Source organism: Streptomyces sp. NPDC058646 (assembly GCF_042716875.1).
In the GTDB taxonomy this organism is placed as follows: domain Bacteria; phylum Actinomycetota; class Actinomycetes; order Streptomycetales; family Streptomycetaceae; genus Streptomyces.
On the sequence record NZ_JBHXRK010000040.1, the window covers coordinates 1 to 26,998 of the forward strand.

25 protein-coding genes are annotated in these 26,998 nt (G+C 73.8%); 9 read left to right on the forward strand and 16 right to left on the reverse strand.

The genetic code is table 11. The annotated features are described in order from the left end of the window. Positions 1-97: 97 nt before the first annotated feature. From ACFWUZ_RS32910 to ACFWUZ_RS32920, 3 genes are read right to left on the reverse strand one after another with little or no spacing between them, the layout of a single operon-like run. Positions 98-838 carry an SseB family protein gene (locus ACFWUZ_RS32910; protein ID WP_384381240.1) on the reverse strand — a complete coding sequence of 247 codons (741 nt, stop codon included), beginning with the start codon at positions 836-838 and terminating at the stop codon, positions 98-100. Between the two features lie 21 nt (positions 839-859). Then, on the reverse strand, positions 860-2,071 hold the full coding sequence (gene mycP, locus ACFWUZ_RS32915) for a type VII secretion-associated serine protease mycosin (RefSeq protein ID WP_384381242.1): 1,212 nt from the start codon (positions 2,069-2,071) through the stop codon (positions 860-862). Beyond that, positions 2,068-2,916, reverse strand: a complete 849-nt coding sequence (locus ACFWUZ_RS32920) for a hypothetical protein (RefSeq protein WP_384381244.1) — start codon at positions 2,914-2,916, stop codon at positions 2,068-2,070. The genes mycP and ACFWUZ_RS32920 overlap by 4 nt, the downstream gene beginning before the upstream one ends. Before the next feature lie 128 nt (positions 2,917-3,044). Here ACFWUZ_RS32920 and ACFWUZ_RS32925 point away from each other — a divergent pair, with 128 nt between their 5' ends. After that, positions 3,045-4,247, forward strand: a complete 1,203-nt coding sequence (locus ACFWUZ_RS32925) for an amino acid deaminase/aldolase (RefSeq protein WP_384381246.1) — start codon at positions 3,045-3,047, stop codon at positions 4,245-4,247. Positions 4,248-4,299: 52 nt separating this feature from the next. On the opposite strand, the gene ACFWUZ_RS32930 is transcribed toward ACFWUZ_RS32925, so the two are convergent. The 4 genes from ACFWUZ_RS32930 to ACFWUZ_RS32945 form a co-directional block, all read right to left on the reverse strand. Further along, entirely contained in the window at positions 4,300-5,478 is a 1,179-nt protein-coding gene (locus ACFWUZ_RS32930; RefSeq protein WP_384381248.1) for a haloacid dehalogenase-like hydrolase, read from the reverse strand. A gap of 211 nt (positions 5,479-5,689) precedes the next feature. Next, entirely contained in the window at positions 5,690-6,475 is a 786-nt protein-coding gene (locus tag ACFWUZ_RS32935; RefSeq protein WP_384381250.1) for a 3-oxoacyl-ACP reductase, read from the reverse strand. A gap of 5 nt (positions 6,476-6,480) precedes the next feature. Next, positions 6,481-7,860 carry an aldehyde dehydrogenase family protein gene (locus ACFWUZ_RS32940; RefSeq protein ID WP_384381252.1) on the reverse strand — a complete coding sequence of 460 codons (1,380 nt, stop codon included), beginning with the start codon at positions 7,858-7,860 and terminating at the stop codon, positions 6,481-6,483. Positions 7,861-7,897: 37 nt separating this feature from the next. Beyond that, positions 7,898-9,262: a glutamine synthetase family protein gene (locus ACFWUZ_RS32945; RefSeq protein WP_384381254.1), complete on the reverse strand. Its 1,365-nt coding sequence runs from the start codon at positions 9,260-9,262 to the stop codon at positions 7,898-7,900. Between the two features lie 77 nt (positions 9,263-9,339). Here ACFWUZ_RS32945 and ACFWUZ_RS32950 point away from each other — a divergent pair, with 77 nt between their 5' ends. From ACFWUZ_RS32950 to ACFWUZ_RS32960, 3 genes are all read left to right on the forward strand, one after another. Then, positions 9,340-10,086: a FadR/GntR family transcriptional regulator gene (locus ACFWUZ_RS32950; protein WP_384381256.1), complete on the forward strand. Its 747-nt coding sequence runs from the start codon at positions 9,340-9,342 to the stop codon at positions 10,084-10,086. A 178-nt stretch (positions 10,087-10,264) separates the two neighbouring features. Further along, on the forward strand, positions 10,265-11,737 hold the full coding sequence (gene eat / locus ACFWUZ_RS32955) for an ethanolamine permease (RefSeq protein ID WP_384381258.1): 1,473 nt from the start codon (positions 10,265-10,267) through the stop codon (positions 11,735-11,737). A 47-nt stretch (positions 11,738-11,784) separates the two neighbouring features. After that, a complete protein-coding gene (locus ACFWUZ_RS32960) occupies positions 11,785-12,492 on the forward strand; it encodes a gamma-glutamyl-gamma-aminobutyrate hydrolase family protein (protein WP_384381260.1) in 708 nt (235 codons plus the stop codon). A 140-nt stretch (positions 12,493-12,632) separates the two neighbouring features. Here ACFWUZ_RS32960 and ACFWUZ_RS32965 read toward each other — a convergent pair whose 3' ends face one another. Further along, positions 12,633-13,556, reverse strand: a complete 924-nt coding sequence (locus ACFWUZ_RS32965; protein ID WP_384381262.1) for a LysR family transcriptional regulator — start codon at positions 13,554-13,556, stop codon at positions 12,633-12,635. A 70-nt stretch (positions 13,557-13,626) separates the two neighbouring features. Between ACFWUZ_RS32965 and ACFWUZ_RS32970 the strand changes: the two genes are divergently transcribed. After that, positions 13,627-14,757: a TDT family transporter gene (locus ACFWUZ_RS32970; RefSeq protein ID WP_384381264.1), complete on the forward strand. Its 1,131-nt coding sequence runs from the start codon at positions 13,627-13,629 to the stop codon at positions 14,755-14,757. Positions 14,758-14,814: 57 nt separating this feature from the next. On the opposite strand, the gene ACFWUZ_RS32975 is transcribed toward ACFWUZ_RS32970, so the two are convergent. Together ACFWUZ_RS32975 and ACFWUZ_RS32980 are read right to left on the reverse strand one after the other, a co-directional pair. Further along, positions 14,815-15,534 carry a helical backbone metal receptor gene (locus ACFWUZ_RS32975; RefSeq protein ID WP_384381313.1) on the reverse strand — a complete coding sequence of 240 codons (720 nt, stop codon included), beginning with the start codon at positions 15,532-15,534 and terminating at the stop codon, positions 14,815-14,817. Between the two features lie 5 nt (positions 15,535-15,539). Next, the gene (locus tag ACFWUZ_RS32980; RefSeq protein WP_384381315.1) at positions 15,540-16,142 is read right to left on the reverse strand and encodes a helix-turn-helix domain-containing protein; all 603 of its coding nucleotides are present in this window, start codon (positions 16,140-16,142) and stop codon (positions 15,540-15,542) included. A 303-nt stretch (positions 16,143-16,445) separates the two neighbouring features. Here ACFWUZ_RS32980 and ACFWUZ_RS32985 point away from each other — a divergent pair, with 303 nt between their 5' ends. The 4 genes from ACFWUZ_RS32985 to ACFWUZ_RS33000 all read left to right on the forward strand — a co-directional run bounded on the left by ACFWUZ_RS32985 (position 16,446) and on the right by ACFWUZ_RS33000 (position 21,184). Continuing rightward, positions 16,446-17,351: a 5'-3' exonuclease H3TH domain-containing protein gene (locus ACFWUZ_RS32985; protein ID WP_384381316.1), complete on the forward strand. Its 906-nt coding sequence runs from the start codon at positions 16,446-16,448 to the stop codon at positions 17,349-17,351. Between the two features lie 49 nt (positions 17,352-17,400). Then, positions 17,401-18,246 carry a siderophore-interacting protein gene (locus tag ACFWUZ_RS32990; RefSeq protein ID WP_384381266.1) on the forward strand — a complete coding sequence of 282 codons (846 nt, stop codon included), beginning with the start codon at positions 17,401-17,403 and terminating at the stop codon, positions 18,244-18,246. 330 nt (positions 18,247-18,576) lie between these two features. After that, on the forward strand, positions 18,577-20,187 hold the full coding sequence (locus tag ACFWUZ_RS32995) for a serine hydrolase (protein WP_384381268.1): 1,611 nt from the start codon (positions 18,577-18,579) through the stop codon (positions 20,185-20,187). A gap of 19 nt (positions 20,188-20,206) precedes the next feature. Further along, positions 20,207-21,184 carry an RluA family pseudouridine synthase gene (locus tag ACFWUZ_RS33000; RefSeq protein WP_384381270.1) on the forward strand — a complete coding sequence of 326 codons (978 nt, stop codon included), beginning with the start codon at positions 20,207-20,209 and terminating at the stop codon, positions 21,182-21,184. An 80-nt stretch (positions 21,185-21,264) separates the two neighbouring features. On the opposite strand, the gene ACFWUZ_RS33005 is transcribed toward ACFWUZ_RS33000, so the two are convergent. The 6 genes from ACFWUZ_RS33005 to ACFWUZ_RS33030 form a co-directional block, all read right to left on the reverse strand. Beyond that, entirely contained in the window at positions 21,265-21,915 is a 651-nt protein-coding gene (locus tag ACFWUZ_RS33005) for a helix-turn-helix domain-containing protein (protein WP_384381272.1), read from the reverse strand. A 90-nt stretch (positions 21,916-22,005) separates the two neighbouring features. Beyond that, positions 22,006-24,846, reverse strand: a complete 2,841-nt coding sequence (locus ACFWUZ_RS33010) for a DEAD/DEAH box helicase (RefSeq protein ID WP_384381274.1) — start codon at positions 24,844-24,846, stop codon at positions 22,006-22,008. A gap of 107 nt (positions 24,847-24,953) precedes the next feature. Then, complete coding sequence (gene tatC, locus ACFWUZ_RS33015) at positions 24,954-25,916, reverse strand: twin-arginine translocase subunit TatC (protein ID WP_384381276.1); 963 nt, start codon at positions 25,914-25,916, stop codon at positions 24,954-24,956. Positions 25,917-25,962: 46 nt separating this feature from the next. Then, complete coding sequence (gene tatA / locus ACFWUZ_RS33020; RefSeq protein WP_384381277.1) at positions 25,963-26,256, reverse strand: Sec-independent protein translocase subunit TatA; 294 nt, start codon at positions 26,254-26,256, stop codon at positions 25,963-25,965. 232 nt (positions 26,257-26,488) lie between these two features. Continuing rightward, on the reverse strand, positions 26,489-26,689 hold the full coding sequence (locus tag ACFWUZ_RS33025) for a hypothetical protein (protein WP_384381279.1): 201 nt from the start codon (positions 26,687-26,689) through the stop codon (positions 26,489-26,491). 27 nt (positions 26,690-26,716) lie between these two features. Then, entirely contained in the window at positions 26,717-26,998 is a 282-nt protein-coding gene (locus tag ACFWUZ_RS33030) for a hypothetical protein (RefSeq protein WP_384381281.1), read from the reverse strand.

A 26,998-nucleotide genomic window follows, 5' to 3' on the forward strand; every position in this document is an offset into this window, starting at 1 on the left:
CCAGGGGCCGGCGGCGACGGCGGCGAGGTAGGTGGGGATGGGGGGCGTGGGGGCGGAGCGCCATACGGCGGATCCGGGGTCGCCGTGCTCCGTGCGGTCAGCGCGTGAAGAGCGGCTCGCCCGGCGGAGCCGGGGCGTCCGCGGGGAGCAGCGCCAGGTCCAGCCCGCGTACGAGCCGGGCGCGCAGGGTGGTGTCGGAGGCCAGGCCCTCGGCGACCCGGCGGGCCGCCGCCGGAGCCGGGGCGCCGGCTGCCAGGACGACGGCCAGGGTGCCGTCGGAGTCCGCGCCGCCGGGGACCAGGTGGGCACGCAGCACCGCCGGCTCAGCGGCCACGGCGGCCCGTACGGCCTCCCGTACGGCGGGGTCGGCGAGCGGGTCCGCGTCCGTGCGGCCTTCGGCCAGCGCGAGCAGGGCGGGACCGGTGAGCTGGTAGGGGACCGGGCCGGCCAGGTCGAGCACCAGCGTGTCGGCCTTCTCGTGCGCGGCGGCCGCCAGGGCCTGGTGCAGCGGGACGGCGACCGGGCGGGCAGCGGGGTCCCAGAGGGTCAGGGACGCGATCGAGGTGAAGGCCGGCAGCGCCCGCCGGTCCCCGGCGCGCAGGGTCGGGACGGCCATGTCGCTGGTCTTCTCGCGCTTCAGGCCCGTCCCGGGGTCCGTCTCGACCTCGCCGAGGACGGCGACGACCGGGACCAGCAGGCGGGCGCCCTTCAGGGCCGCCAGCACCTCGGGCTCCTTCGACCGGTCCCCGGCCCAGGCGGCCAGGGCCGCGCTCAGCCTCGGGTCGGCGGAGCCGTCGTCGTCGGAGAAGCCGGGGTCGGGAATGTTCTTGTTCGCCATGTTCGCCACAGTTACCCGACCCTACTGTGCCCCGTGGGGGTCTCCGTACGGGGCCGCCCCCCGGTCCCGGTGGCGGGCGCCGCGGGGGCGCCGGGCCAGTACGCCGGCCAGGACGAGCAGCACCCCTCCCGCGCCCGCAGCCGCCGCGGCCCCGAACCGGGCGCCGCGTTCGGGGGGCCGGGCCGGCTCGGGTCCGGGCCCGAAGTACGTCTGCGGGGCGGCGGCGGCCGCGGGCACCGGGGCCTCGGGCCGCACGGTCTCCGCCACCTGGAGCGCGGCGGCGGGATCCACCGTGCCGTGGCCGCGGGCGTCGTCCCGGCCGCCGCTGGGCCGGTCGGAGGCGGTGTCCTCCAGCAGCTTCTTGATCTGTGCCGGGGACAGGTCCGGATGGGCCGCCTTGACCAGGGCCACCGCGCCGGAGACGAACGCCGCCGCGGCGCTCGTGCCCCAGCCCTCGTAGTAGGAGCGGTCGGGGTCGGCGATGACCACGTCGACGCCGGGGGCGCTGACGGTGGCGTACCAGTTGCGGGTCGAGAAGGGGGCCTTCCTCCCCCGGCGGTCGACGGCGGTGACGGCGATGACCCCCGGGTAGGCGGCCGGGTAGGAGACGCGGTCGCCGGTCTCGCCGCCGTTGCCCGCGGAGGCGACGACCACCACGCCCTTGGCGAGGGCGTACTGGACGGCCTCGTCCTCCCCGGCCTCGTGGTGGGCGGAGTCGCTGTCGTCGCCGAGGGACAGGTTGATCACGTCCGCGCCGTGGTCGGCGGCCCAGCGGATGCCCTCGGCGAGGGCCCCGCCCTTGTTCTCGCGGGCCTGGGCCCGGCCCGGATCGCCTTCCTCCAGGATCACCCGCACGGGCAGGATCTTCGCCTGCGGGGCGAGACCGAGGACGCCCTGGCCCCGGTCCGGGCCGTGGCCGTGCCCGGCGATGATGCTCGCCATGGCGGTGCCGTGGCGGGCCCAGGCGCGGTCGCCGCGGCCCGCGCCCATGCCGACGAGGTCCGTACCGTCGAGGACCTGCCCCGCGAGGTCGGGGTGCGTGGCGTCGACCCCGGTGTCGAGGACGGCGACGGTGACGCCGTCGCCCCGGGTGGTGCCCCAGGCCTCCTCGGCGCGCAGGGCCAGGAGGCCCCACTGGCGGTCGCGGATGGCGTCGGCGGCGGCCGGGGGCGCGACGGCGCCCGCGAGGAGGACGGCGAGGGCGACGGCGAGCGCGCCCCGGGCTCTGCTCATCGGGCGGGCTCCGCGGCGGGTGCGGAGGCGGAAGCGGAGCCGGAGGCCGCGGACGGGGACGCGGGCGGCGGCGCGGAGGCCCCGGGCGGTACGGCGAGGGCCCGGACCGTGTCCCGGATGCGGTCGGCGAGGGCCTTGGCCTCGTGGCCGAGGCCCGCCTGGGCCACGGCTCCGGTGGCGTCCTTCTTCATCACGTCCTCGGCGGGGCGGGGTGCGTCCAGGTGGCGTCCGTCGGCGAAGGCGGAGACCGCGTAGACGATCACGGGGGCGTCGGGGAGTACGGACGCCTCCCAGGCGGCGCGCTGGGTGTCGGCGAACCCGTACGCGGGCGGGGCGGTGAGCCGGCCGGTGAGCGCGGCCATCGCGGGGGCGCCGGCGGGGGTGAAGACCATGCCGACGGTGATCAGGGAGCTGCGGGTGGCGTCGGTGTAGGTGGCCCGCAGGACCCGCGTGCAGCCGGTGCCGGCCAGCAGGCCCTGCCAGTCGGGGGCCAGGGCTGCCGGGCAGTCCGCGTCGGGGGCGAGCGCGATCCGGGTCCAGGTCCGGTCGGCGCCACCGGGCCCGGCGGCGGGTCCCGCCACCACGGGCGGGAGGAGGCCGTCCACGGGGGTGGCCCGCCACAGCGAGCCGGCCTCGCGGTGGACGGCGGCGGCGGACAAGGGCCGGTTGGCGGCGCGGTGTTCGCTCCAGGCGGTGGCCGCGGCCCCGCCGACCAGGCCCGCTCCGAGGAGGGCGCAGAGCACGGCGGCGACGATGCGCCCGGGGCGGCGGCGCGGGCCCGGAGGCGGGGGCGGCGGCGGGCCGGGGTCTCCCAGGACCGCGGTCCGCGGTGTCGACGTGGTCATCCGGCGGCTCGCCCCCCGTTCCGTACGGCTGCCTGTCCGTACTCTACGGTCCTCCGGGCCCCGGCCGGACCCGGGGGGACGGGCCGCGACCCCTACCCACGGGTAGAGCGGTCTGGCAAGCTGCGCCCATGAATTACCCCGCCGCCGACCGCGCCCGCTACGACCGGGCGACCGCGCACCTCGACGCGCCCCTGGCGATCGTCGACCTCGCAGCGTTCGACGCCAACGCGGACGATCTCGTGCGGCGGGCCGGCGGCAAGCCGGTGCGGGTGGCCAGCAAGTCCGTCCGGTGCCGCGCACTCCTGGAACGGGTCCTGGCACGGCCCGGATTCGCCGGGATCATGTCGTACACACTCGCCGAGTCGCTGTGGCTGGCCCGTTCCGGGTTCGAGGACGTCCTGCTGGCGTACCCGTCCGCCGACCGGGGCGGTTTCGCCGAACTCGCCGCGGATCCCAAGCTCGCCGCCGCGGTCACCGTCATGATCGACGATCCGGCCCAGCTGGACCTCGTCGACCGGTCGCGCGACGGCGGCACGCAGGAGGTGCGGGTCTGCCTGGAACTGGACACCGCGCTGCACCTGTTCGGGGGGCGGGTGCGGGTCGGTGCCCGCCGCTCCCCGCTGCGCGAGCCCGACCGGCTGGCGGACCTGGCCCGTGCGGTCGCGGCCCGGCCGGGCTTCCGGGTGGTGGGGCTGATGGGGTACGAGGGCCACGTCGCCGGGGTCGGGGACGCGCTGGCGGGCCGTCCGCTGCGCTCCCGGGCCATCCGGCTGATGCAGGGAGCGGCCCGCAAGGAACTGGCGGCCCGCCGCGCCGAGGCCGTACGGGCGGTGCGCGCGGTGGTGCCGGACCTGGAGTTCGTCAACGGCGGCGGGACGGGCAGCGTGCAGCAGACGGCGGCGGAGGACGCGGTCACGGAGATCGCCGCCGGGTCCGGGCTGTACGTGCCGCGGCTCTTCGACAACTACACCTCCTTCCGCGGGCGGCCTGCCGCGCTCTTCGCCCAGCCCGTGGTCCGGCGGCCCGGCGTCGGCGTGGTCACCGTGCTCGGCGGGGGCTATCCGGCCTCCGGCGCGGCCGGGGCGGACCGGTTGCCGGTGCCGTACCTTCCGCAGGGCCTGCGCTACGACCCCCGGGAGGGCGCGGGCGAGGTGCAGACGCCGCTGCTCGGGAGCCCGGCCGACGACCTGCTGATCGGCGACCGGGTCTGGTTCCGCCACGCCAAGGCGGGGGAACTGTGCGAGCGTTTCGACGCGTTGCACCTCGTGGAGGGCGACCGGGTGGCGGCCACCGTCCCGACCTACCGCGGCGAGGGCCGCACCTTCCTCTAGGCCCTGTCGTCACCGTGGCGCCCGGCCCGCGACGCCCGGCACCGCCGGACCGTCAGAAGACGCTGTCCGTCTGGTCGGGTATGACGCTGGTGTCGCTCCGGCGGACCGGTCCGGCGGTGCCGTCGCGCTCGGTGTAGCCCGTCGTGGCGCACGGGTAGGGGCTGCTCCTCCGCGGCTTCGGCTCGATGAACATCGGGTTGACGGCCCATGTGCCGTCGCTGTTGTCGTACGCCCGGCACATCAGCTCGTTCTTGTTCCGGTTCACGACGAGCCGCAGGGCGGTCGCGTCGCGCAGGAACGAGATGTCCGTGTCGGAGTCGCCGGCGGCGAACACCGGGCGGCGGGCCGCGGGCTGGACCTTCTCGGCGGCGGCGCCCCGTACGCCGAAGATCTCCTTGTTGATCCAGCAGCGCTTGCCGTCGATGTACGTGATCATCGTGTCGGCTCCGTCCCGGACGGAGCCGCACCCCTGGAGGTGGGAGGTGAACTTCCCGCCGCGCGCGGTGGTGTTGCGGATGCCGATGACCCGGTCGGCCCCGATGCCCACGCTCCCGGCCCACACCTCTACGACCGGCTGCGGGGAGGCGGAGCTGATCCAGACGTCGAAGCCGGCCTTCTGCAGGCTTTTGACCAGGTCCTTCTGCTGGTCGTAGTAGCGGACCCAGCCGGTGGCGGTGCCGCTTCCGACCCGTTGCGCGGTCCCGACGGGCGCGGCGAGGTTCTCGGTGCGGGCGGCGGCGGCGAAGCCGCGTACCTCGCGGGCGGTCCAGCCCTGCATGAGCTGCGGGAGCCATGCGTAGCCGGGTTCGTTCGTGCGGCGGTCCCAGCCGGCGAAGGCGGCGGCGCCGTTCCTGGTCGCCCCGGTCGCGTAGACCGCGTGGACCTCGTCGGCGCAGCGGTCGGCTCCGGCCGTACCGGTGCCGGTGGGCAGCGGGGTGCCGGGGCGGGCCAGGGCGCCGCAGGCCCCGGCCAGCGCGGTGGCGGCGGCCGGGGTGAGGAAGCGGCTGGTGGTGGTCCAGTCACCGGCGGCGGGCTGGCGGATCTTCCCGTTGCGCAGGAGCCAGAACATGGTGGCGTCGCCGACGTCGTTCTTGACGACCGTGTTGTCCCAGTCGAAGACGGCGACGGGCTGGACCCGGCCGGACCGGTAGGGGCCGCATCGGCCGTACCGGTCGACGAGCTGCTGGAGCCGTGCCTGGTTGTCCCCGTACCACCCGGCTCCGACGGTCACCCGCGGACACGGGGCGTGGCCTGCCTGTGCCGGGGGTGCCAGGAGGAGTCCGGAGCCGGTGACCGCCACGAGGGCGAGGGGCGTCGCCCATCTTCACTGCATGCTGCTCCTCCGGGGATGCGGGGTACGGGGCCGGCCGGGCACCTTGTGGCGCCCGGCCGGCGGAGTGGCGGGTGGGTGAGTGAGGCGGGTGGGGTGAGGCGGGCGGGGCCTACAGCGGGGTCACGTACGCGCCGGAGATGCCGCCGTCGACGAGGAAGTCGGTGGCGTTGATGAAGGAGGAGTCGTCGCTGGCGAGGAAGGCCACGGCGGCGGCGATCTCGGTGGGCTCGGCGAAGCGGCCCAGCGGGATGTGGACGAGGCGGCGGGCGGCCCGTTCGGGGTCCTTGGCGAACAGCTCCTGCAGGAGCGGGGTGTTGACGGGCCCCGGGCACAGGGCGTTCACGCGGATGCCCTCGCGGGCGAACTGGACGCCGAGCTCGCGGGACATGGCGAGGACGCCGCCCTTGGAGGCGGTGTAGGAGATCTGGGAGGTGGCCGCGCCCATGACGGCCACGAAGGAGGCGGTGTTGATGATCGAGCCCCGGCCCTGTCGCTGCATGTAGGGCAGGGCGGCCTTGCAGCACAGGTACACGGAGGTGAGGTTGACGTCCTGGACGCGGCGCCAGGCGTCGAGCTCGGTGGTGAGGATGGAGTCGTCGTCCGGCGGCGAGATGCCCGCGTTGTTGAAGGCGATGTCGACGGAGCCGTAGGTGTCGAAAGCGGTCTTGAACAGGGCGTCGACCTGTTCCTTGTCGGTGACGTCCACCTTGGCGTAGGTGCCGCCGACCTCTTCCGCGGCGGCCTTGCCGGCCGTCTCGTCGATGTCCCCGCAGACGATGTGCGCGCCCTCCGAGGCGAGGCGGCGGGCGGCGGCCAGACCGATGCCGCTGCCGGCTCCGGTGATGACGGCGGTGCGGCCGACGAGGCGGCGGCAGATGATCTCTTCGTTCGACATGCTGGTCAGGCCTCCGTGCTGATGAAGACGTTCTTGGTCTCGGTGAAAGCGGTGAGGGCGTCGGGTCCGAGCTCGCGGCCGAGTCCGGACTGCTTGTAGCCGCCGAAGGGGGTCCAGTAGCGGACGCTGCTGTGGGAGTTGACGGACAGGTTCCCGGCGGCGACGGCGCGCGAGACGCGCAGGGCGCGGCCGATGTCGCGGGTCCAGAGGGAGCCGGAGAGGCCGTACTCGGTCGCGTTGGCCAGGCGTACGGCGTCCTCCTCGTCCTCGAAGGGCAGGACGACGGCCACGGGGCCGAAGACCTCCTCGGCGGCCACGGGTGCGGTGGGGGCCACGTCCGTGACGAGGGTCGGGGGGTACCAGAAGCCGGGGCCTTCGGGGGCGGAGCCGCGGACGGTGGTGAGGTCGTCGGTGACGTAGGACCGTACGCGGTCCAGCTGGGTCCGTGAGATCAGTGGGCCCATCTGGGTCTTCGCGTCGGCCGGGTCCCCCACGACGACGCTCTCGATGCCCGGGGCGAGCAGCTCCAGGAAGCGGTCGTACGCCGAGCGCTGGACGAGGATCCGCGTGCGGGCGCAGCAGTCCTGGCCGGTGTTGTCGAGGAAGGCCATGGGGGCGGCCGCGGCGGCCGCTTCCAGGTCCGCGTCCGCGAAGACGATGTTGGGGCTCTTGCCGCCCAGTTCGAGGGTGACCCGCTTCACCCGGTCCGCGCACTTGGCCATGATCTGCTTGCCGACGCGGGTGGAGCCGGTGAAGACGATCTTGGCCACGGCGGGGTGCTCGACCAGTGCGTCGCCCGCCACCGCCCCGTGGCCGGGGAGCACCTGGAAGAGGTGCTCGGGGATCCCGGCTTCGAGGGCGAGTTCGGCGAGGCGCAGCGCGGTCAGCGGGGTGGTCTCGGCCGGCTTGAGGATCACGGCGTTGCCCGCGGCCAGGGCGGGCGCCAGGCCCCAGGCGGCGATCGGCATGGGGAAGTTCCAGGGGGCGATCACGCCGATGACGCCGAGGGGTTCGAGGAAGGTGACGTCGATGCCGCCGGCCACGGGGATCTGGCGGCCGGAGAGCCGTTCCACTCCCCCCGCGGCGAAGTCGAGCAGGTCGCGGACGTTGCCGGCCTCCCAGCGGGCGTTGCCGATGGTGTGGCCGGCTTCGCGGACCTCCAGCTGGGCCAGTTCCTCGACGTGTCCGTCGACGACCGCGGCGAAGCGGCGCAGCAGCCGCGCGCGGTCGGCGGGCGCCGCGGCGGCCCAGCCGCGCTGGGCGGCGGCGGCCCGCGCCACGGCGGCGTCGACATCGTCCCGTGTGGCGGCCGGGACGAGGGCGACGGTCTCCTCGGTGGCCGGGTTCAGCACTCTCAGATCGGCAGGGGCCGGCGCAGCGGACACGTGGGGCCTCTCAGTTCTCGGGTCGGTACGGGTGGGCTTAGAGGCGTTCGAAGGAGCGGCGCAGCTCCCAGTCGGTCACCGCGGAGTCGTACGCGTCGAGTTCCACGCGGGCCATGTTCCGGTAGTGGGCGACCACGTCCGGCCCGAAGGCCGCCTTGGTGATCTCGCTGTTCTCCCAGAGTTCCGCGGCCTCGCGCAGGGTGGTGGGGACGTGGGCGTACTCGCCGGTGTAGGCGTTGCCCGCACAGGCGTCGGGCAGTTCCAGCTCGTTCTCGATGCCGTGGAGACCGGCCGCGACCAGGCCGGCGACGGCGAGGTAGGGGTTGACGTCGCCGCCGGGGAGGCGGTTCTCGAAGCGCATGGACCGGCCGTGGCCGACGACCCGGAGGGCGCAGGTCCGGTTGTCCACGCCCCAGGCGACGGCCGTGGGGGCGAAGGATCCCGGCTGGAAACGCTTGTACGAATTGATGTTGGGGGCGTAGAGAAGGGAGAAGTCGCGCAGTGCGGCCAGCTGGCCGGCCAGGAAGTGCCGCATCACCGGTGACATCCCGCCCGGACCGTCACCGGCCATGGCATTGCGTCCGTCGGCGTCACCCAGGGAGAGGTGGATGTGGCAGGAGTTGCCCTCGCGCTCGTCGTACTTGGCCATGAAGGTGAGCGAGACGCCTTCCTGGGCGGCGATCTCCTTGGCCCCCGTCTTGTAGACGGCGTGCTGGTCGCAGGTGGTGAGCGCCTCGTCGTAGCGGAAGGCGATCTCGTGCTGGCCGAGGTTGCACTCCCCCTTCGCCGATTCGACGACCAGGCCCGCGGCCTGCATCTCGTTGCGGATGCGGCGCAGCAGGGGCTCGATGCGGCCGGTCCCGAGGACCGAGTAGTCGGTGTTGTACTGGTTGGCGGGGGTCAGACCGCGGTAGCCGGAGTTCCAGGCCTTCTCGTAGGTGTCCTGGAAGACCATGAACTCCAGCTCGGTGCCGACCATCGCGGTGTACCCGCGCTCGGCGAGGCGCTCCAGCTGGTGGCGCAGGATCTGCCGGGGCGCGGCGACGACGGGCGAGCCGTCGTTCCAGGCGAGGTCGGCCACGAGGAAGGCGCTGCCGGGGTTCCAGGGGATGCGGCGCAGGGTGGCGGTGTCGGGGTGCATGGCGAAGTCGCCGTAGCCCCGGTCCCAGGAGGACATCTCGTAGCCGTCGACCGTGTTCATCTCGGTGTCGACGGCGAGGAGGTAGTTGCAGCCCTCGGTGCCGTGCTCCAGGACCTCGTCCAGGAAGAACTGTGCGGCGAACCGCTTGCCCTGGAGGCGCCCCTGCATGTCGGGGAAGGCCAGGACGACTGTGTCGATCTCACCGCTGGCGACGAGGACGCGGAGCTCCTCGGTCGCGAGCGGCGGCTTGCGGTCTACCACGGGAATCTCTCCTTCGGTGAGCCGAGGAGGCCTAAGGTATTGAACAGAACCATTGCTTGGGAAGGGGAGGGGCCGAGATGACCGATACGGCGAGCGAAGGAGACGCCGTGGCACGGCTGAATCCCGTGCTGCGGCAGGTGCGGGCGGGCAACGGTTTCGAGGAGGCTCTGGAGCAGATCCTCCAGGTGGTCCGGCTGGGCCTGGTGCCGGGCGGGGAACGGCTGCCGCCCGAGCGCGAGCTGGCGGAGCGGATGGGGATCAGCCGGGTCACGCTGCGCGAGGTGCTGAAGGTCCTGCAGGACCAGGGCCTGGTGGAGTCCCGGCGCGGACGCTACGGCGGAACGTTCGTCCTGCCCCGCGCCGACACGCCGGCGGCCGGCGTCGGGGAGGAGCTGCGCCGGCGCGTCGCCGGGGTGGACATCGAGGACGTCCTGCGGTTCCGCGAGGTGCTGGAGGTGGGCGCGGCCGGACTCTGCGCCTCCCAGGGGCTCACCGAGGAGGACACCGGGCGGCTGCTCGGCGCGCTGGCGGCCACGCACGACGCCCCCCTGGCCGACTACCGCCGCCAGGACACCCTCTTCCACCTCACCCTGTGCGAACTGGCCGGTTCGGCCTCCCTGACCGCCCAGTACGCGGCCGTCCGGGCCACCGTGAACGACCTGCTGGACTGCATCCCGCTGCTGGTGCGCAACCTGGAGCACTCCCAGCAGCAGCACACCACCCTGGTGGAGGCGGTACGGGAGGGGGACGCGGACCTGGCCCGGGAGACGATGCGCGAGCACTGCTGCGGCACGGCGGCGCTGCTGCGGGGGTTCCTGGCCTGAGCGGGCGGCCCGGGGGCGGGCGCGGGGCCAGGGGCCGCACCGCCTCCGCCCCGCCGCCCGGGAAGGCCCCCGGCCGGGAGGCCTTCGTAACTTCTCTTTAACGCACAGGTCTTGCGCACTCCACTCCGGTACGGCAAAGGTACGCCCCACAACCATTGCCCTGAGGCAGGAGCGCACGATGGCCGACGACATCGAGGCACGGCTCACCGCCGTCCCCGCACCCACCCCGTCCCCCGGGGGCGGCGACCAGGACTACCACGCCCGCCGCACGCTGCGCCGCGGCAGCGCCGGCTGGCTCCTGCTCACCGGCCTCGGCGTCGCGTACGTCGTCTCCGGGGACTTCTCCGGCTGGAACGTCGGCCTCGACAAGGGCGGCTTCGGCGGCCTCGCCGTCGCCACCGTCCTGATGGGGGCGATGTACGCCTGCCTGGTCTTCTCCCTCGCCGAGCTCTCCAGCGTCCTGCCCACCGCGGGCGGCGGTTACGGCTTCGCCCGGCGCGCGCTGGGGCCCTGGGGCGGCTTCCTGACCGGCACCGCCATCCTGATCGAGTACATCCTGGCTCCCGCCGCGATCGTCATCTTCATCGGCGACTACGTGGAGTCCCTCGGCCTCTTCGGCCTGACCTCCGGCTGGCCCGTCTACCTGGCCTGCTTCGTCATCTTCATCGGGGTGCACCTCTGGGGGGTCGGCGAAGCCCTGCGCTTCAGCCTCGTCGTGACCGCCATCGCTGTCACCGCACTCCTGATCTTCGCCGTCGGCGCCTTCACCGAGTTCGACGCGAGCGGCCTCGACGACATCCCCGTCGACGCGGACGCCTTCGGCTCCAGCTCCTGGCTGCCCCTGGGCCTGCTGGGCATCTGGGCGGCCTTCCCCTTCGGCATGTGGTTCTTCCTCGGCGTGGAGGGCGTCCCGCTGGCGGCCGAGGAGGCGAAGGACCCGGTCCGCTCCATGCCGAAGGCGCTCTCCCTCTCCATGGGCATCCTCGCGCTGCTGGCCCTGATCACCTTCTTCGCGGCGACCGGCGCGCAGGGCGCGGACGCGATCAAGTCGGCCGGCAACCCGCTGGTGGTGGCCCTGGAGGGGGACGGCGGCCCGACCGCGCTGAGCCGGTTCGTCAACTACGCGGGCCTCGCCGGCCTGGTGGCCTCCTTCTTCTCGCTGATCTACGCCGGCTCGCGCCAGCTCTTCGCCCTCTCCCGGGCCGGGTACCTGCCCCGCTTCCTGTCGCTCACCTCCCGGCGCAAGGCCCCGTACCTCGGTCTCGTCATCCCCGGAGCGATCGGCTTCACCCTCGCGGCGGCGACCGGCGACGGCGCCCGCATGCTCAACATCGCGGTGTTCGGAGCGACCATCTCCTACGCCCTGATGGCCCTCTCCCACATCGTGCTGCGCCGCCGGGAACCGGGCCTGGAGCGCCCCTACCGCACCCCCGGCGGCGTCCTGACCTCCTCGGTGGCCTTCGTCCTGGCCCTTCTGGCGCTGGTCGCCACCTTCCTGGTGGACAGGGACGCGGCGTTCATCGCGCTGGCCGTGTACGCCGTCGCCCTCGCCTACTTCGCCCTCTACAGCCGCCGCCACCTGGTGGCCTCGGCGCCCGAGGAGGAGTTCGCCGCCCTCGCGAAAGCCGAGGCGGAGCTCGCACGGGACTGAAATCCTGTCCCCGCCCGACCGCACCGACCGTCCAGGAGGTAGAGAACGTGCCCAGGCCGCTCATCGGCATCAGCACCTACGTGGAGGCTTCCACCCGCTACGGCGTGTGGGACCTGCCCACGGCCCTCGTCCCCTCGGGGTACTACGAACTCGTCCAGGCGGCGGGCGGCACGGCCGTGCTGCTCCCGCCGGACGAACCCGGGAGGGCCGCGGAGGTGCTGAGCCGGCTGGACGGACTGGTCGTGTCGGGCGGGCCCGACGTGGACCCGCTCCACTACGGGGCCGCCCGCGACCGCCGTACGGGCTCCCCCGCGGCCGTCCGCGACCACTGGGAGCTGGCCCTGATCGCCGCCGCCCTGGAGTCGGGCCTGCCGCTGCTCGGCGTCTGCCGGGGGATGCAGGCCCTGAACGTGGCCCTCGGCGGCACCCTGACCCAGCACCTCGACGGGCACATGGACACCCCGGGCGTCATGGGCCGGCACCCGGTCCGGCCGGTTCCCGGCAGCCGGTACGCGGCGCTGGTGCCGGAGGAGGCCGAGGTGCCGACCTACCACCACCAGGCCGTCGACCGGCTGGGCCGCGGGCTGACCGCCTCGGCCCACGCGGCCGACGGCACGGTGGAGGCGATCGAACTCGCCGACCCGGCGCGCTGGGTCCTGGGCGTCCAGTGGCACCCGGAGCAGGCCAAGGACACCCGCGTGATGTCCGCCCTGGTCGACGAGGCCGGCACCCGCACGTCCCTCCGGGTGCACTGACCTCAGCGGCCCCGCTGGGGGCGGGGGCCGGGCCCGAAGGCCGAAGCCGGGCACCCGGGCCGAGACCCGGCACGGGCCGGGTGGGGCACAGGCGGCCGGGGCCGGGCGGGCCGAGCCCGCCCGGGATCACGGGGCAGCCCTCAGGAGCGGCCCCGGGTCAGCGACAGGAGGTCGCGCGCCGGGCCGGCCGGGCGGGCGCCCGTGGGCCAGACGGCCCGCAGCGCCCGGTCCAGGGCGGCCCCCGCGACCGGGACGGCGACCAGCCGGCGGGCCGTCAGTTCGTCGCCGAGGGCCAGCTCCGACAGGACGCACGGCCCGGCGCCGCTGAGGGCCGCCGCCTTCACCGCGGTGGTCGACGCCAGTTCCAGCAGCGGCTCCGCCAGCCCCCCGGCACCCGCCAGGGCCGCATCCAGCACCTGCCGGGTCCCGGAACCCCGCTCGCGCAGGATCAGCGGCGTCGACGCCAGCTCCGCCGCGGCCACCCCGCGGGAGCGCCGGGCCCACGGGTGCCCCGGTGCCACCGCCACGACCAGCCGGTCCTGGGCGATGACGGCCGAGTCCAGCCCCTCCGGCACGATCAGCCCCTCCACGAACCCGAGGTCCGCCTCGTGCGCGAGGACCCGCTCGGCGACCACCGCCGAGTTCCCCGCGTGCAGCGACACCGCCGTGTCCGGTCGCTGCCCGCGCAGCGCGATCAGCCAGCCGGGCAGCAGGTACTCCGCGATGGTCATGCTGGCGGCCACCCGCAGCCGCGAGTCACGGCGCCCCCGCAGGGCCTGGGCCCCCGCGTCGAAGGCCTCCGCCGCCTCCACCACCTGCCGGGCCCAGTCCGTGACCAGCGCCCCCTCCGCCGTCAGCGTCGACCCGCGGGGCGACCGGTCGACCAGGGCCACGCCCAGGCGGGTCTCCATGGCCCGGATGCGGCTGCTCGCCGCGGGCTGGGTGATGCCCAGGCGCCGGGCCGCACCGCTCAGGCTGCCCATCCGCGCCACCGCGAGCAGCAGTTCCATCGCGCCCAGGTCCGGTACCCGGTGTGCCAGCGGAACCCACTCGTCATTGCCCATAACATCAGTTTATGGCCCCATAGGGAGATCACCTCTGCCGCTCGGTCCGCCCCGGCGGGAGGCTGGCCCCATGGCCACCACCCTCGTGCGACCCCGCACCACCCCCACCCCCGCCGGGACCGCGCCCCGCGCCCACCAGGCCCCCGCGCTGCGGCACCTCGGCCCCAACTGGTACGCCTCCGTCATGGGCACCGCGATCGTCGCCAACGCCGGCGCGACCCTCCCGTACCAGCTCCCCGGACAGCGCGTGGCCTGCCAGATCGTCTGGGTGCTGTCCGCGCTCGCGCTCGCCGCGCTGCTCACGGCCCGTGCCGGGCACTGGATCCACCACCGCGACCAGGCCCGCGCCCATCTCCTCGACCCCGCCGTGGCCCCGTTCTACGGCTGCCTCTCGATGGCCCTGCTGGCCGTCGGCGGCGCCACCCTCGTCGTCGGCACGGACCTGATCGGGACCGGCGCCGCCGTCGCGGTGGACGCCGTCCTCTTCGCCGCCGGCACCTCCATCGGCCTGGTCATGGCCGTCGCCGTGCCCTACCTGATGATGGTCCGCCACACGGTGGAGGCGAAGCAGGCCACCCCCGTCTGGCTGCTCCCCGTGGTCGCCCCGATGGTCTCCGCCGCGCTGGGACCCCTGCTGATACCCCACCTGCCCGCGGGCCAGCCCCGCGAGGCGCTGCTCCTCGCCTGCTACGCCATGTTCGGCCTGAGCCTGCTGGCCACGCTGCTCATGCTCCCCCTGGTCTTCGGCCGGCTGCTCGTGAGCGGCCCCCTCCCCCTGACCCTGACCCCGACCCTCTTCCTGGTGCTGGGCCCCCTCGGGCAGTCGACCACCGCCGTGAACCAGCTCGCCGACGTGGCCCCGCAGTCCATCGGCGCCCCGTACGCCGGTGCGCTCGCCGCCTTCGCGGTCGTCTACGGGGTGCCCGTGATGGGCTTCGCCCTGCTGTGGCTGGCGCTCGCCGCGGCCCTGCTGGTCCGGGCGGCCCGGAACGGGATGCGGTTCGCGATGACCTGGTGGGCGCTGACCTTCCCGGTCGGCACCTGCGTCACCGGCGCCGCCGGCCTGGCCCGCCACACCGGCCTGACGGCCTTCGCCTGGCTCGCCGCGGCCCTGTTCCTGGCCCTGCTGACCGCCTGGCTGCTCGCCGCCGCCCACACCCTCCGCGGCCTCCTCACCCGCACCCTGCCGGCCCGGCCGTAGGCCCTGTCGTCACAGTGGCGCCACTTCGACGACAGGGCCTCGGGGGTGTCCTGCCGGTCAGGCCGCCGCGCGCAGGTCGTCCGCCAGCACCCGCGGGGCCTCGGCCAGCGAAGGCCCGTACCAGGTCAGGTGGCGGCCGCCGACCAGGGCGGCGGGCAGGCCGGGGAAGGCGTCCGGGCCGTCCTCGGCCGTGAAGCGGTAGGGCTCGTCGGGGAGCACCACCAGACCGCAGCCGGCGGCCGCGAGCTCTTCCACCGGCACCCTCGGGTAACGCTCCGCGTGCCCGGCGTACACGTTGCGCACGCCCAGCCGCGCCAGCAGGTCCCCGGCGAAGGTGTCCCGGCCGAGCACCATCCACGGCCGGCGCCATACCGGGACGAAGGCGGTCACGGACCCCACCGGCTCGGCCCGGTCCCACGCGCGCTCGGCGTCCGCCAGCCATCCCGGCCTCGTCAGTCCCAGGGCCCCCACCAGGACCCGGTCCAGCTCCCGGAAGGCCTGCGGCAGGTCCCGGACCTCGGTGACCAGCACCTCCAGTCCCGCCGCCCGCAGGGCCGCCAGGTCCGGGGCCCGGTTCTCCTCCTCGTTGGCGATCACCAGGTCCGGGCGCAGTTCCACGATCCGGCGTACGTCGGGGTTCTTCGTCCCCCCGATGCGCACCGCAGCCCCGAGGTCCGCCGGGTGCGTGCACCAGTCCGTGACCCCGGCCAGCAGACCCGGACCGCTCTCCGCCACCGCCTCGGTCAGGGACGGCACCAGCGAGACGACCCGCCGCACGGCGCTCACCGCCCGGGCGACGGCGGCTCGGAGGTCGCGTGGATGTGGTCGCCGACGGCCACGACCAGGAGCCGGGTGTCCTCGGTGACGGCCCGCCAGCGGTGGCGCACGCCCCCCGACAGGAACAGCGCGTCACCGCTCTCCAGCCGGTACGCCCGCCCTTCCGCCTCCACCTGGCAGGCGCCCGAAACCACGTACATCAGCTCGTCGTTGCGGTGCTGGTACTCGCGGCCCGCGTCCTGGTCCCCCGTGAACTCCAGGGCGTGCAGCTGGTGATGGCCGCGCACGAGGGGCCGTACACCGGGCACGGGCGTGAGCCCGGACGCGTCGCCGGCCCGTACGAGGTCCACCGTGCGCGCGGTGTCGGAAGCGGCCAGCAGCTCGACGGCCGTGGTCTCCAGCGCGTCCGCGACCCGTTCCAGGGAGCGCATGCTGGGCCGCGCCCGCTCGTTCTCTATCTGGCTCAGGAAGGGGACCGACAGGCCGCTGCGCGCCGAGACGGCCGCCAGGGTCAGGTGAAGCGCGCGGCGCCGCTTGCGGACGGCCACGCCGACCCTGAGCGGTTCCTTCGCGTCCTTGTCCTTGTCCCTGTCCTTGTCCGTGCCCATGTCCGTGCTCTTGGTCTTGTCGTGCTCGCGGTGCAAGTCGTCCGGGCCGTCCGTGCCGTCCCTGTCGTTCATGTCGGGGCTGCCCTCCCCTTGTCCGTCGCACATCGGTGTGCTGTAAGCACCTTACGCAGCAACCGCCTCCCGTATCGCGCGCACGAGCGGACCGGTCCGGCCGGGCGGTGCCTTCGCGCAGGTGCCCGCTCACCGTCCGTAGCGCGTACGGCCGTCCTGACGGGCGGTTCCGCGGCGGACGGGCCCGCGCCGGGTTGCGGCATCATCGTGTCCGTGACGACACGACGCCTGATGCTCCTGGACACCGCCTCCCTCTACTACCGCGCCTACTTCGGTGTGCCGGACTCGGTGAAGGCCCCCGACGGCACGCCGGTCAACGCCGTGCGCGGGCTGCTCGACTTCATCGGACGACTGGTCCAGGACCACCGCCCGGACGATCTGGTGGCGTGCATGGACGCCGACTGGCGGCCGCACTGGCGGGTGGAGCTGATCCCGTCGTACAAGGCGCACCGCGTCGCGGAGGAGACGGAGACGGGCCCGGACGTGGAGGAGACCCCCGACACCCTTGCCCCGCAGGTGCCGATCATCGAGGCGGCGCTGGACGCCTTCGGGATCGCCCGCGTGGGAGTCGCCGGCTACGAGGCCGACGACGTGATCGGCACGCTCACCGCCCGCGCGACCGGCCCCGTCGACATCGTGACCGGGGACCGGGACCTGTACCAGCTGGTGGACGACGCCCGGCAGCGGCGCGTGCTGTACCCGCTCAAGGGGGTGGGCACCCTCCAGGTGACGGACGAGGCGTGGCTGCGCGAGAAGTACGGGGTGGACGGGCCCGGGTACGCGGACCTGGCGCTGCTGCGCGGGGACCCGAGCGACGGCCTGCCGGGGGTCCCTGGCATCGGCGAGAAGACCGCGGCGAAGCTCCTCGACGCCTACGGTTCGCTGGCCGGGATCATCGCGGCGGTCGACGACCCTAAGTCGAAGCTGACCCCCGCGCAGCGCAAGCGGCTGGACGAGTCCCGTCCGTATCTGGCGGTCGCGCCGAAGGTCGTCCAGGTGGCCGCGGACGTCCCGTTGCCGCAGTTCGACCCGGCTCTTCCCACGTCCCCCGCACAGCCCGAACTCGTTTCCGCCCTCGCCCATCGGTGGGGTCTCGGTGGAGCCGTGTCGCGCCTGAGCGGCGCGCTGCTCCACTGAGGTGCTAACTTAGGTAATCCTAAGTTTCAGGGGAGTCAGGGGAGTCACCGTGGCAGAAGGACGCGCCCGCACCGTCGGAACCGCTGTCGTCGTACGTACCGAACGGCTTTCGCCACACATGGTGCGGCTCGTGCTGGGTGGTGACGGTTTGACGGGCTTCGATGCGGGCGAGTTCACCGATCATTACATCAAGATCCTCTTCCCCCCGAAGGGCGTCACCTACCCTTCGCCGTGGAATCTTGAGCAGATCCGCGCCGACTTCCCGCGCGCCCAGTGGCCGCGCCAGCGTGCGTACACGGTGCGTGCCTGGGACCCGGCGCACCGGGAGCTGACCCTCGATTTCGTCGTCCACGGCGACGAGGGCGTGGCCGGTCCGTGGGCCGCCGGGGCCCAGCCGGGTGAACTCGTACGCTTCCTCGGCCCGGGCGGCGCCTACGCCCCGGACCCGGCGGCCGGCTGGCACCTCATGGTGGGCGACGAGAGTGCGCTGCCGGCGATCGCCGCGGCGATGGAGCGGGTACCGGCCGGTGCGACGGTCCACGCCTTCGTCGAGGTCGACGGCCCCGCCGACGAGCTGAAGATCGCCACCGCGGACGGCACCGTGCCGCACTGGATCCACCGCGGCGCCCGGCCGGTCGGCGAGGCCCTGGTGGAGGCGGTCACCTCGTTCGAGTTCCCCTCCCAGGACGTGCACGCCTTCGTCCACGGCGAGGCCGGCTTCGTCAAGGAGCTCCGCCGTCACCTGCGCCTGGAGCGGGGCGTCCCGCGCGAGCACCTGTCCATCTCGGGCTACTGGCGCCTGGGCGAGACGGACGAGGGCTGGCGCGCGATCAAGCGCGACTGGAACGCCAAGGTCGAAGCCGAACAGGAACTCCCCCACAACGCAGCCGCCTGACCCGAGCCCCCTGGACCCCGCCCCCCGGCGCAGCCCGGCCCCGCCGGCTATCGAGGCGCGGGGTCCGGGGCAGCGCCCCGGCAACGGCGCCGCGCAATCCCACCCGGCCCCAGGACCCCGCCGGACGCAGCCCAGGCCCGAGCCCCACATCCCAGCCCCGCCGGCGATCCGAGGCGCGGGTCCGGGGCAGCGCCCCGGCAACGGCGTCGCGCCGACCCACCCGGACGCAGGGCGCGGGCCCGAGACCCGGGGACCGGGCCCGGGCCCGGCACCCGGCCCGCGGCGCAGCCACACCGCGCGCAGTCACCCGCACGGCGGGACAATGACCCCATGCCCACGCTCCGCGCACTCAGCGCGGCGGCCACCGCCGCGACCCTGCTCGCCGCCACATCAGCGACGGCCACGACGGCAACGGCGGCACCGGCAGCGGCGGCCACAGCAAGCACAGCGGCCACGGCAACGGCGACGCCCGCCGCCCCCAGCCCCCCACCCCCGCCGAAGCCCCTCCTGACCGACGCCCAGGTCGACAAGGCGGTCGCCCGCCTCGACCAGACGGTCCGCGACATGATGCGCCGCACCGGCGTCCCCGGGGTGTCCGTCGCGGTCGTCCACCAGGACGAGGTCGTCCACCTCCAGGGCTACGGCCTCCGCAGGACCGGCGAGAACGCCCGCGTCGGCCCCGACACCGTCTTCCAGATCGCTTCGCTCTCCAAGCCGGTCTCCTCGACGGTGGTGGCCGGCACCCTCACCGCCCCCGACGAGTGGGACCGCCGCGCCGCCCTCCCCGGCTTCTCCCTCAAGGACCCCTGGGTCACCGAGCACGTCTCCACCGCCGACCTCTTCTCGCACCGCAGCGGCCTCCCCGACCACGCCGGCGACCTCCTCGAAGACCTCGGCTACGACCAGGCGTACATCCTCGACCACCTGCGCCTGGAGCCCCTCACCCCGTTCCGCGCGAGCTACGCCTACACCAACTTCGGTTTCACCGCCGCCGCCGAGGCCGTGGCCCGCGCCAAGGGCACCAGCTGGCAGAAACTCGCCGCGGACACCCTGTTCAAGCCCGCCGGCATGGCGCACACCAGCACCGCCTTCGCCGCCTTCGCGGACGCCCCCGACCACGCCGCGACCCACGTCAGGAACGCGAACGGCACCTGGAGCCCCCGCTACGTCCGCGACCCGGACGCCCAGGCCCCGGCCGGCGGGGTCAGCTCCACCGCCCGCGACATGTCCCGGTGGCTGCGGCTCCAGCTCGGCGAAGGCCGTCTCGACGGGAAGCAGATCGTCCCGGCCGACACCTTGGCCCGTACGCACCTGCCCGAGATCGTGTCCCAGCAGCCCGCCCCGCCGCAGAACCGCACCGGTTTCTACGGCCTGGGCTGGAACGTCAGCTACGACGACGCCGGGCGCCTGCGCCTGAGCCACTCCGGTGCCTTCGACCTCGGCGCCAACACGAGCGTCACGATGCTCCCCCTGGAGGAACTCGGCATCGTCGTCCTCACCAACGGCGCCCCCGTCGGCCTGGCGGACGCCGTAGCCCTGGACTTCTTCGACTTCGCCGAGCACGGCAGGCCCACCGCCGACTGGCTGGGCCTGGCCGGCACCCTCTACGCACAGATGGAGGACGCGAGCCGCTCCCCCACCGACTACGCCCGCCCGCCCGCCTCCCCGGAGCCCGCCGAGGACAGCGCCGCGTACACCGGCACCTACGACAACCCCTACTTCGGCAAAGCGACCGTGACCGCCGACGACAAGGGCGCCCTCACCCTCTCCCTCGGCCCGAAGCCGGAGCGCTTCCCCCTCGCCCACTACGACGGGAACACGTTCAGCTTCGAGACCCGCGGCGAGAACGCGGTCGGCCGCACCGGCGTGACCTTCTCCGACGGCACCCTGCGCGTCGAGTACCTCGACGCGGACCACCTGGGCACCTTCACGCAGCCGTAGCCGCATAGCCTGTCCCCCGATGAGACGCAGAGCCCCGGTACCCCCCTCGCCCCTCCCCCAGCGCGCCGGAATCGACCCGGTCCGGCTGCGCCTGCCCCCCGACCCGGACGGGACCTGGACGGACCTCGGCGGCTACCTGGCCGCGCACTACGCGGGCGGCCCCGGCGCCGAGGCCGTGGCCCGCCTGCTGGCGGCCGGCCGGGTACGGGGGCCGGGCGGCCGGGTGCTGCGCGCGCGGGACCCGTACGAGCCGGGCGCCTACCTGTGGTTCCACCGGGACCTGCCGGCCGAGCCCGCCGTCCCCTTCCCGGTCCGCGTCGTCCACCGCGACCCGCACCTGCTGGTCGTGGACAAGCCGCACTTCCTGGCGACCACCCCGCGCGGCAGCCACATCACCCAGACCGCCCTGGCCCTGCTCCGCGAGGAGCTGGACCTGCCCGGCCTGAGCCCGGCGCACCGGCTGGACCGGCTGACCGCGGGCCTGGTGATGTTCAGCGTCCGGCCCGCGGACCGGGGTGCCTACCAGCTCCTCTTCCAGCGGCGGGAGGTGCACAAGGAGTACGAGGCCCTCGCGCCCCACGATCCGCAGCTCGGCCTGCCGCGCACGGTGCGCAGCCGGATCGAGAAGACCCGCGGGGTCATCGCGGCGACCGAGGTCCCGGGCGGCGAGCCGAACGCCGAGACCCGGATCGAACTCACCGGCACCCGCGGCGGCCTGGGCCGCTACCGGCTGACCCCGCACACCGGCCGCACCCACCAGCTGCGGGTGCACATGAACGCCCTGGGCGTGCCCATCCTCGGCGATCCGGTCTATCCGCGGGTCACCGATCCGGCCCCGGACGACTACCGCAGACCGCTCCAGCTCCTGGCCCGGGTCCTGGCCTTCACCGACCCGGTCACCGGCATCGCCCACCGCTTCGAGAGCGGCCTCGCCCTGCAGGCCTGGGACGACCGCCCGGGCTGGGAGTCGGGCACCGGGTCCGGCACCGCGCCCTGAAACCGGGCTGCGGCCAGGCCCGGGCCGTCCCGTCCGGCTCTTGCCGGGCCCGCCCCGCCCGCAAGAGCCGGCCGGACGGCCTAGCCGTCGATGCCCGCGACCCGCAGGGCGGCGTCCGCCGTGGCCTCCGCGAAGGCCGTCACCGGCCGCGCCGGATCCGCACGGTGGATGAGCATGACCCCCTCGATGAGGCCGAAGACCAGGTCGGTGCGGAGTGCCAGCCCGGCCCGGTCCCCGGCCAGTTCGGCCCCGACGCAGGTGCCGTGGAGCAGCCCGCGGTAGATGTGCCTCAGTTCGGCGCGCATCCGGCGGAACTGGCCGAAGCGGGCCCCGGCCACCTCGGGCAGCAGGTACAGGGCGCCCAGGTTGTGCGGCCCCCCGCACAGCAGCAGCACGTCGGCGCGGCACAGTTCCCACAGCCTGCGGGCGGCGGGCCGCCCGGCGTCGGCGAGGAGTCTGCGGCCCAGCAGCAGCGAGGGCGCGACCGTGGACTCCAGGAGTTCGGCGAGGAGTTCCTCCTTGCCGGTGAAGTAGTGGTACATGGTGGCCTGGCGCAACCCGGCCCGTTCGGCCACGGCCCGGGTGGTCGTGGCCGCGTACCCCCGGACGGTGAACAGTTCGGCCGCCGCGCACAGGAGTTCCTCGCGCGGCGGCCGGCCGCTCACCGGTCTCAGCTGGTCGGCGCGTGGCCGACCGACCCGTCTCGGTCCTTCGTCTGCTGCCCCACTCATGGGCCGATCGTCGCACAGCGCACGGCGAACTGATCATGGCAAGAGATGAGATCAAGCCATGCCCACTCTCGGAGGAAGCCCCAAAAGCGCCTAGCCGACCGAGCTGTAGGCCACTACACCCCGAAGGAGGGCGTCCACGGCCTTGCGGGCATTTCGCGCCACCGTGCTCCCGCTGCCACCGGAGGCCGAAGGAGCCGCCGCCGCGACCTGCCCCAGGACGTCGATGACCTGCTTGCACCAGCGCACGAAGTCACCGGCCGGCATCTCCGCCTCGCGCAGCACCTCGTCCAGGGTCTTGTCGGAGGCCCACTGGTACGCCGCCCAGGCGAAGCCGAGGTCCGGCTCCCGCTGGCCCACGCCCTCCGCCTGGTTGATGCGGTGGTCCTCCTCCAGCGCATCGAGCCGGCCCCAGATCCGGACCATCTCGCCGAGCGCCTCCTTCGCCGCGCCGCCGGGCACCTTCGGCGCCACCGCGTCGTCGGACTGGCGCGCCTCGAAGACCAGCGCCGATACGCAGGCGGCCAGTTCGGCCGGGCTCAGGCCCTCCCAGACCCCTGCGCGCAGGCACTCGGAGGCCAGCAGGTCGAGCTCCCCGTACAGCCGGGCGAGCCGCCTGCCGTGCTCGGTGACCTCGTCCTCGCGCAGGTAGTCCAGATCGGTGAGCAGCGCGTGGATCCGGTCGAAGGTGCGGGCGATGGTGTTCGTCCGGCCCTCGATGCGCCGCTCCAGCGCCTGGGTGTCGCGCTTGAGCCGGTGGTAGCGCTCCGCCCAGCGGGCGTGGTCCTCGCGCTCGTCGCAGCCGTGGCAGGGGTGCGCCCGCAGGGCGGCCCGCAGCCGGGCGATCTCACGGTCGTCGGCGGCCGCCGAGCGGCCGCGTCCGTGCCGCTCCGGCGTGATGTGCCCCGCCTTGGTGCGCAGTTGGGAGGCCAGGTCCCGACGGGACTGCGGCGAACGGGCGTTGAAGGTCTTGGGGATCCGCATCCGGTCGAGCGCCTCCACCGGGACCGGGAAGTCGATCGCGGCGAGCCGCTTGACCTGCCGCTCGGCGGTGAGCACCAGCGGCCGGGGGCCCTCGGCGTACTCGTACCCGCGGTGCCCGTTGACCCGCCCGGCGGGCACGCCCGGGTCCAGGACCAGCGCGAGTCCGGCGAACTTGCCGGTCGGGACGTGGATGATGTCGCCCGGCTTGAGCTTCTCCAGCGAACTGGCGGCCTGGGCCCGGCGCTGGGCCGCACCGTGCTTGGCCAGCTCCGTCTCGCGGTCCTTGAGGTCGCGGCGCAGCTGCGCGTACTCCTCGAAGTTCCCCAGGTGGCAGGTCATGCCCTCCTGGTAGCCCTCCAGCCCCTCCTCGTTGCGCTGCACCTGGCGGGAGATGCCGACGACGGACCGGTCGGCCTGGAACTGGGCGAAGGAGGTCTCCAGCAGCTCGCGCGAGCGGTGCCGCCCGAACTGGCTGACCAGGTTCACGGCCATGTTGTACGAGGGCTTGAAGCTGGAGCGCAGCGGATAGGTGCGGGTACCGGCGAGGCCGGCCAGCTGCACCGGGTCCATGCCGCGCTGCCAGAGCACCACGGCGTGGCCCTCGACGTCGATGCCGCGCCGCCCGGCCCGGCCGGTGAGCTGCGTGTACTCGCCGGGGGTGATGTCGGCGTGCTGCTCGCCGTTCCACTTGACGAGCTTCTCCAGGATGACCGTGCGCGCGGGCATGTTGATGCCCAGCGCGAGGGTCTCGGTGGCGAAGACGGCCTTCACGAGGCCGCGTACGAACAGCTCCTCCACGACCTCCTTGAAGGTGGGCAGCATGCCCGCGTGGTGCGCGGCGATACCCCGCTCCAGGCCTTCGAGCCACTCGTAGTAGCCGAGGACGTGCAGGTCCTCGGTGGGGATGGAGGCCGTCCGCTCCTCGACGATCTCCCGGACCCTCAGGCGGGCCGCGTCGTCGTTGAGCCGCAGGCCCGCGTAGAGGCACTGCTGGACGGCGGCCTCGCAGCCGGCCCGGCTGAAGATGAAGTTGATGGCGGGCAGCAGCCCGTCGCCGTCGAGGCGGGCGATGACCTCGGGGCGGGAAGGGGTCCAGATCCGGCCCCGGGAGCGGCGCTCGCGCTCGCGGTCGGCTTCGCGGACCATCTTGCCGCGGCGCCGGTCCTTGGGGCTGTAGGTACGGCTGTTCTCCTCGCGCGCCATGCGCAGCAGGTCGGGATTGACCTCGCGGCGTGCGGAGCCGCGGCCTCCGTGGTCGGACTCCTCCTCGAAGAGGTCGAAGATCCGGCGGCCCGCCATGACGTGCTGCCACAGCGGTACGGGCCGTTCCTCGGAGACGATCACCTCGGTGTCGCCGCGCACGGTGTCCAGCCAGTCACCGAACTCCTCGGCGTTGGACACGGTGGCCGACAGGGACACCAGGGTCACCGACTCGGGGAGGTGGATGATCACTTCCTCCCAGACGGCCCCGCGGAAGCGGTCGGAGAGGTAGTGCACCTCGTCCATCACGACGTAGCCGAGGCCGCGCAGCGACTGGGAGCCCGCGTACAGCATGTTGCGGAGCACCTCGGTGGTCATGACGACCACGGGTGCCTCGGAGTTGACGCTGTTGTCGCCGGTGAGCAGGCCCACCTTGTCGGCGCCGTAGCGCTTCACCAGATCGGCGTACTTCTGGTTCGACAGCGCCTTGATGGGCGTCGTGTAGAAGCACTTCCGGCCCTGCTGGAGCGCCAGGTGCACGGCGAACTCGCCGACGATGGTCTTGCCCGAGCCGGTCGGGGCGGCCACGAGGACGCCCTTGCCCGCCTCCAGGGCCTTGCAGGCCTCGATCTGGAAGGGATCCAGATCGAACGCGTACATCTCGCGGAAGGGGTGCAGCGCCGTGGCCTCTTCGGCTGCGCGGATCCGGGCAGCGGCGTACCGCTCGGCGGGTGAGAGTTCTTCGGTCATCTTGGGATCGAGCCTACCCGCCACCCCTGACAACAGTCGCGGTCATTTGTACGAGCGCGCCCGGCCCTGGGGCGGGCACCTCCCGGCGGTGGCCGGGGGCGCACCCGTCAGGTCGCGTCGTCGTACCCGTTGATCCGCTGGCGTCCGCCGTCGGCCTGTCCGGGCAGGGCCGCGGGAGCCGCGACCGGCTCCATGGCCCCGATCGGCGCCGGGGTGAGGTCCAGGTCGGCGGCTTCGTCGTCGTCGAGGCCCGCGTCGGGGTCGTTGCGCTTGCGCCTGCGGTCGTTGAGCAGGCAGATGCCCAGCGCGATGAAGTAGAGGGCGACGATGGGCCCGGCCAGGGCCAGCATGGTGAGCGGGTCGCCGGTGGGCGTGGCGAAGGCGGCGAAGACGGTGATGCCCAGGACCATGGCGCGCCACCAGCCCGCCAGGCGCTTCGCCGGGAGCACCCCGGTGACGTTGAGCAGGACGAGCAGCAGGGGCAGCTCGAAGGCCAGGCCGAAGACGACGACCAGGCGGGTGATCAGGTCGAGGTAGTCGTCGACCGGCAGCAGGTTGCGCGCGTGGTCGGGCGTGAACTCGAGCAGGATGGTCGCGGTCTGCGGCAGGATCATGTACGCGAGGACCGCGCCGGCGCCGAACAGCGGCGCACCGACCGCGACGAAGCTCATCGCGTACTTCTTCTCGTGGCTGTGCAGGCCGGGGGCGGTGAAGGCCCACAGCTGGTAGAGCCATACCGGCGCGGCGAGGACCACACCGGCGGTGAGCGAGACCTTCAGGGCGATGGAGAAGGGCGCGATGAGGCCGTTCACGGTCATGTCGGCGCAGGGCCGGCCGTTGCGCTGCGAGACCACCCCGTCGGTGCAGCCGACGGAGTTCAGCATCGGCTTCATCAGGAAGTCGATGAGGTCCTTGTAGAAGAAGGCCGCCACGACGGTGATCACGAGGATCGCCAGGACCGACTTCAGCAGGCGGTTTCTCAGTTCGCGCAGGTGCTCGACGAGAGGCATGCGCCCTTCGGCGTCCTTGGCCTGTCGTTCTTTCCCCTGCTTGCGGGCAGACTTGAGCAACCCACGTCCCTTGTCTCGTTGCAGATGACTGGCGTGTCCGGGGGTGTCAGCCCTGGGTGGTGCGGTTCGGCTCGCTGACGGGGCGCGAGCTGGTGACGTCACCGGGCGCGGCCTGGATGGTGCGCGGGGCGACGGGCTGCTGGGCCGGGTCGGCGGCGGTGGCGGCAGCGGCAGCGTCCTCCGCCTCGCCGTCCTTCTTCATGGCCTTCGCCTCGCTCTTGAGGATGCGGGCCGACTTGCCGAGGGAACGGGCCATCTCCGGGAGCTTCTTGGCACCGAACAGCAGCACGATCACAGCAATGATCAGAAGGATCTCGAGGGGCTTCAGATTGCCGATCATGTGTGTCTTCCTTCTCACCGAGACGGCTGGTTGTGGTGGCTCCGGGCGGCTCGGACACCCATCCGGTAACTGCCCAGGCAAGGATCGTAACCCCCGGGGGTTAACGCCCGGCAATCCCCCGGGGTACCCCTGCTTGCGCGCGGGCCGGTGATCTATGCCGGGCTCGCCCTGATTCGTCCCGCTTTTCCCGTACGGTACGGGCCTGCCGGGTCCGTACCGTAGGCGCCGGACCCTACGGGCGTACGCCGCGACCCGCCCGGGCCAGGTCGGCCGCGGCCCGCTCCAGGTCCCCCGAGGCGTCCGTGATCCGGCGGCTGGCCTGGGCGACCTGCCCGGAGAGTCTGCGGACCTCGATGAAGACCCGCAGGGCCAGCACGGACAGGACGGCGACCCCGAGGAAGCCCAGGGAAATTGCGAGCATCGGCCACAGCATGGGAAGGAGCCTAGGCCACCGGCCGCCTCAGATGCTGCGCAGGGTGCTCACGCCGCCCCCGGTCAGCAGTTCCACGATCCGCTCCCCCGCCGGTTTGCGGACCGAGGCCCCGCACTCGGGACAGGTGAAGGAGTAGAAGGTGGTCCGCCGGCTGCCGCCGATGGCCAGCCGCAGGGCGCCCGCGTCCAGCTCGAAGCGGGCCTGGCAGTCGGGGCAGGCGGCCTTGAAGGCGACCGGGCCCCTCGTGGCCGGGTCCGCCGCGGCCGGCGTTGTCGGCGACCCGGAGCCGGGCCCAGACGTTGGAGACAT

Coding starts and splice junctions, on each gene's coding strand:
- ACFWUZ_RS33010 (WP_384381274.1), bottom strand. CDS start 24,846: ATGACCGAAGAACTCTCACCCGCCGAGCGGTACGCCGCTGCCCGGATC.
- ACFWUZ_RS33005 (WP_384381272.1), bottom strand. CDS start 21,915: ATGAGTGGGGCAGCAGACGAAGGACCGAGACGGGTCGGTCGGCCACGC.
- ACFWUZ_RS32910 (WP_384381240.1), bottom strand. CDS start 838: ATGGCGAACAAGAACATTCCCGACCCCGGCTTCTCCGACGACGACGGC.
- ACFWUZ_RS32925 (WP_384381246.1), top strand. CDS start 3,045: ATGAATTACCCCGCCGCCGACCGCGCCCGCTACGACCGGGCGACCGCG.
- ACFWUZ_RS32935 (WP_384381250.1), bottom strand. CDS start 6,475: ATGTCGAACGAAGAGATCATCTGCCGCCGCCTCGTCGGCCGCACCGCC.
- ACFWUZ_RS32980 (WP_384381315.1), bottom strand. CDS start 16,142: ATGGGCACGGACAAGGACAGGGACAAGGACAAGGACGCGAAGGAACCG.
- ACFWUZ_RS32965 (WP_384381262.1), bottom strand. CDS start 13,556: ATGGGCAATGACGAGTGGGTTCCGCTGGCACACCGGGTACCGGACCTG.
- ACFWUZ_RS32985 (WP_384381316.1), top strand. CDS start 16,446: ATGCTCCTGGACACCGCCTCCCTCTACTACCGCGCCTACTTCGGTGTG.
- ACFWUZ_RS33030 (WP_384381281.1), bottom strand. CDS start 26,998: ATGTCTCCAACGTCTGGGCCCGGCTCCGGGTCGCCGACAACGCCGGCC.
- ACFWUZ_RS33025 (WP_384381279.1), bottom strand. CDS start 26,689: ATGCTGTGGCCGATGCTCGCAATTTCCCTGGGCTTCCTCGGGGTCGCC.
- ACFWUZ_RS33000 (WP_384381270.1), top strand. CDS start 20,207: ATGAGACGCAGAGCCCCGGTACCCCCCTCGCCCCTCCCCCAGCGCGCC.
- ACFWUZ_RS32920 (WP_384381244.1), bottom strand. CDS start 2,916: ATGACCACGTCGACACCGCGGACCGCGGTCCTGGGAGACCCCGGCCCG.
- ACFWUZ_RS32995 (WP_384381268.1), top strand. CDS start 18,577: ATGCCCACGCTCCGCGCACTCAGCGCGGCGGCCACCGCCGCGACCCTG.
- eat (WP_384381258.1), top strand. CDS start 10,265: ATGGCCGACGACATCGAGGCACGGCTCACCGCCGTCCCCGCACCCACC.
- ACFWUZ_RS32950 (WP_384381256.1), top strand. CDS start 9,340: ATGACCGATACGGCGAGCGAAGGAGACGCCGTGGCACGGCTGAATCCC.
- ACFWUZ_RS32970 (WP_384381264.1), top strand. CDS start 13,627: ATGGCCACCACCCTCGTGCGACCCCGCACCACCCCCACCCCCGCCGGG.
- tatA (WP_384381277.1), bottom strand. CDS start 26,256: ATGATCGGCAATCTGAAGCCCCTCGAGATCCTTCTGATCATTGCTGTG.
- mycP (WP_384381242.1), bottom strand. CDS start 2,071: ATGAGCAGAGCCCGGGGCGCGCTCGCCGTCGCCCTCGCCGTCCTCCTC.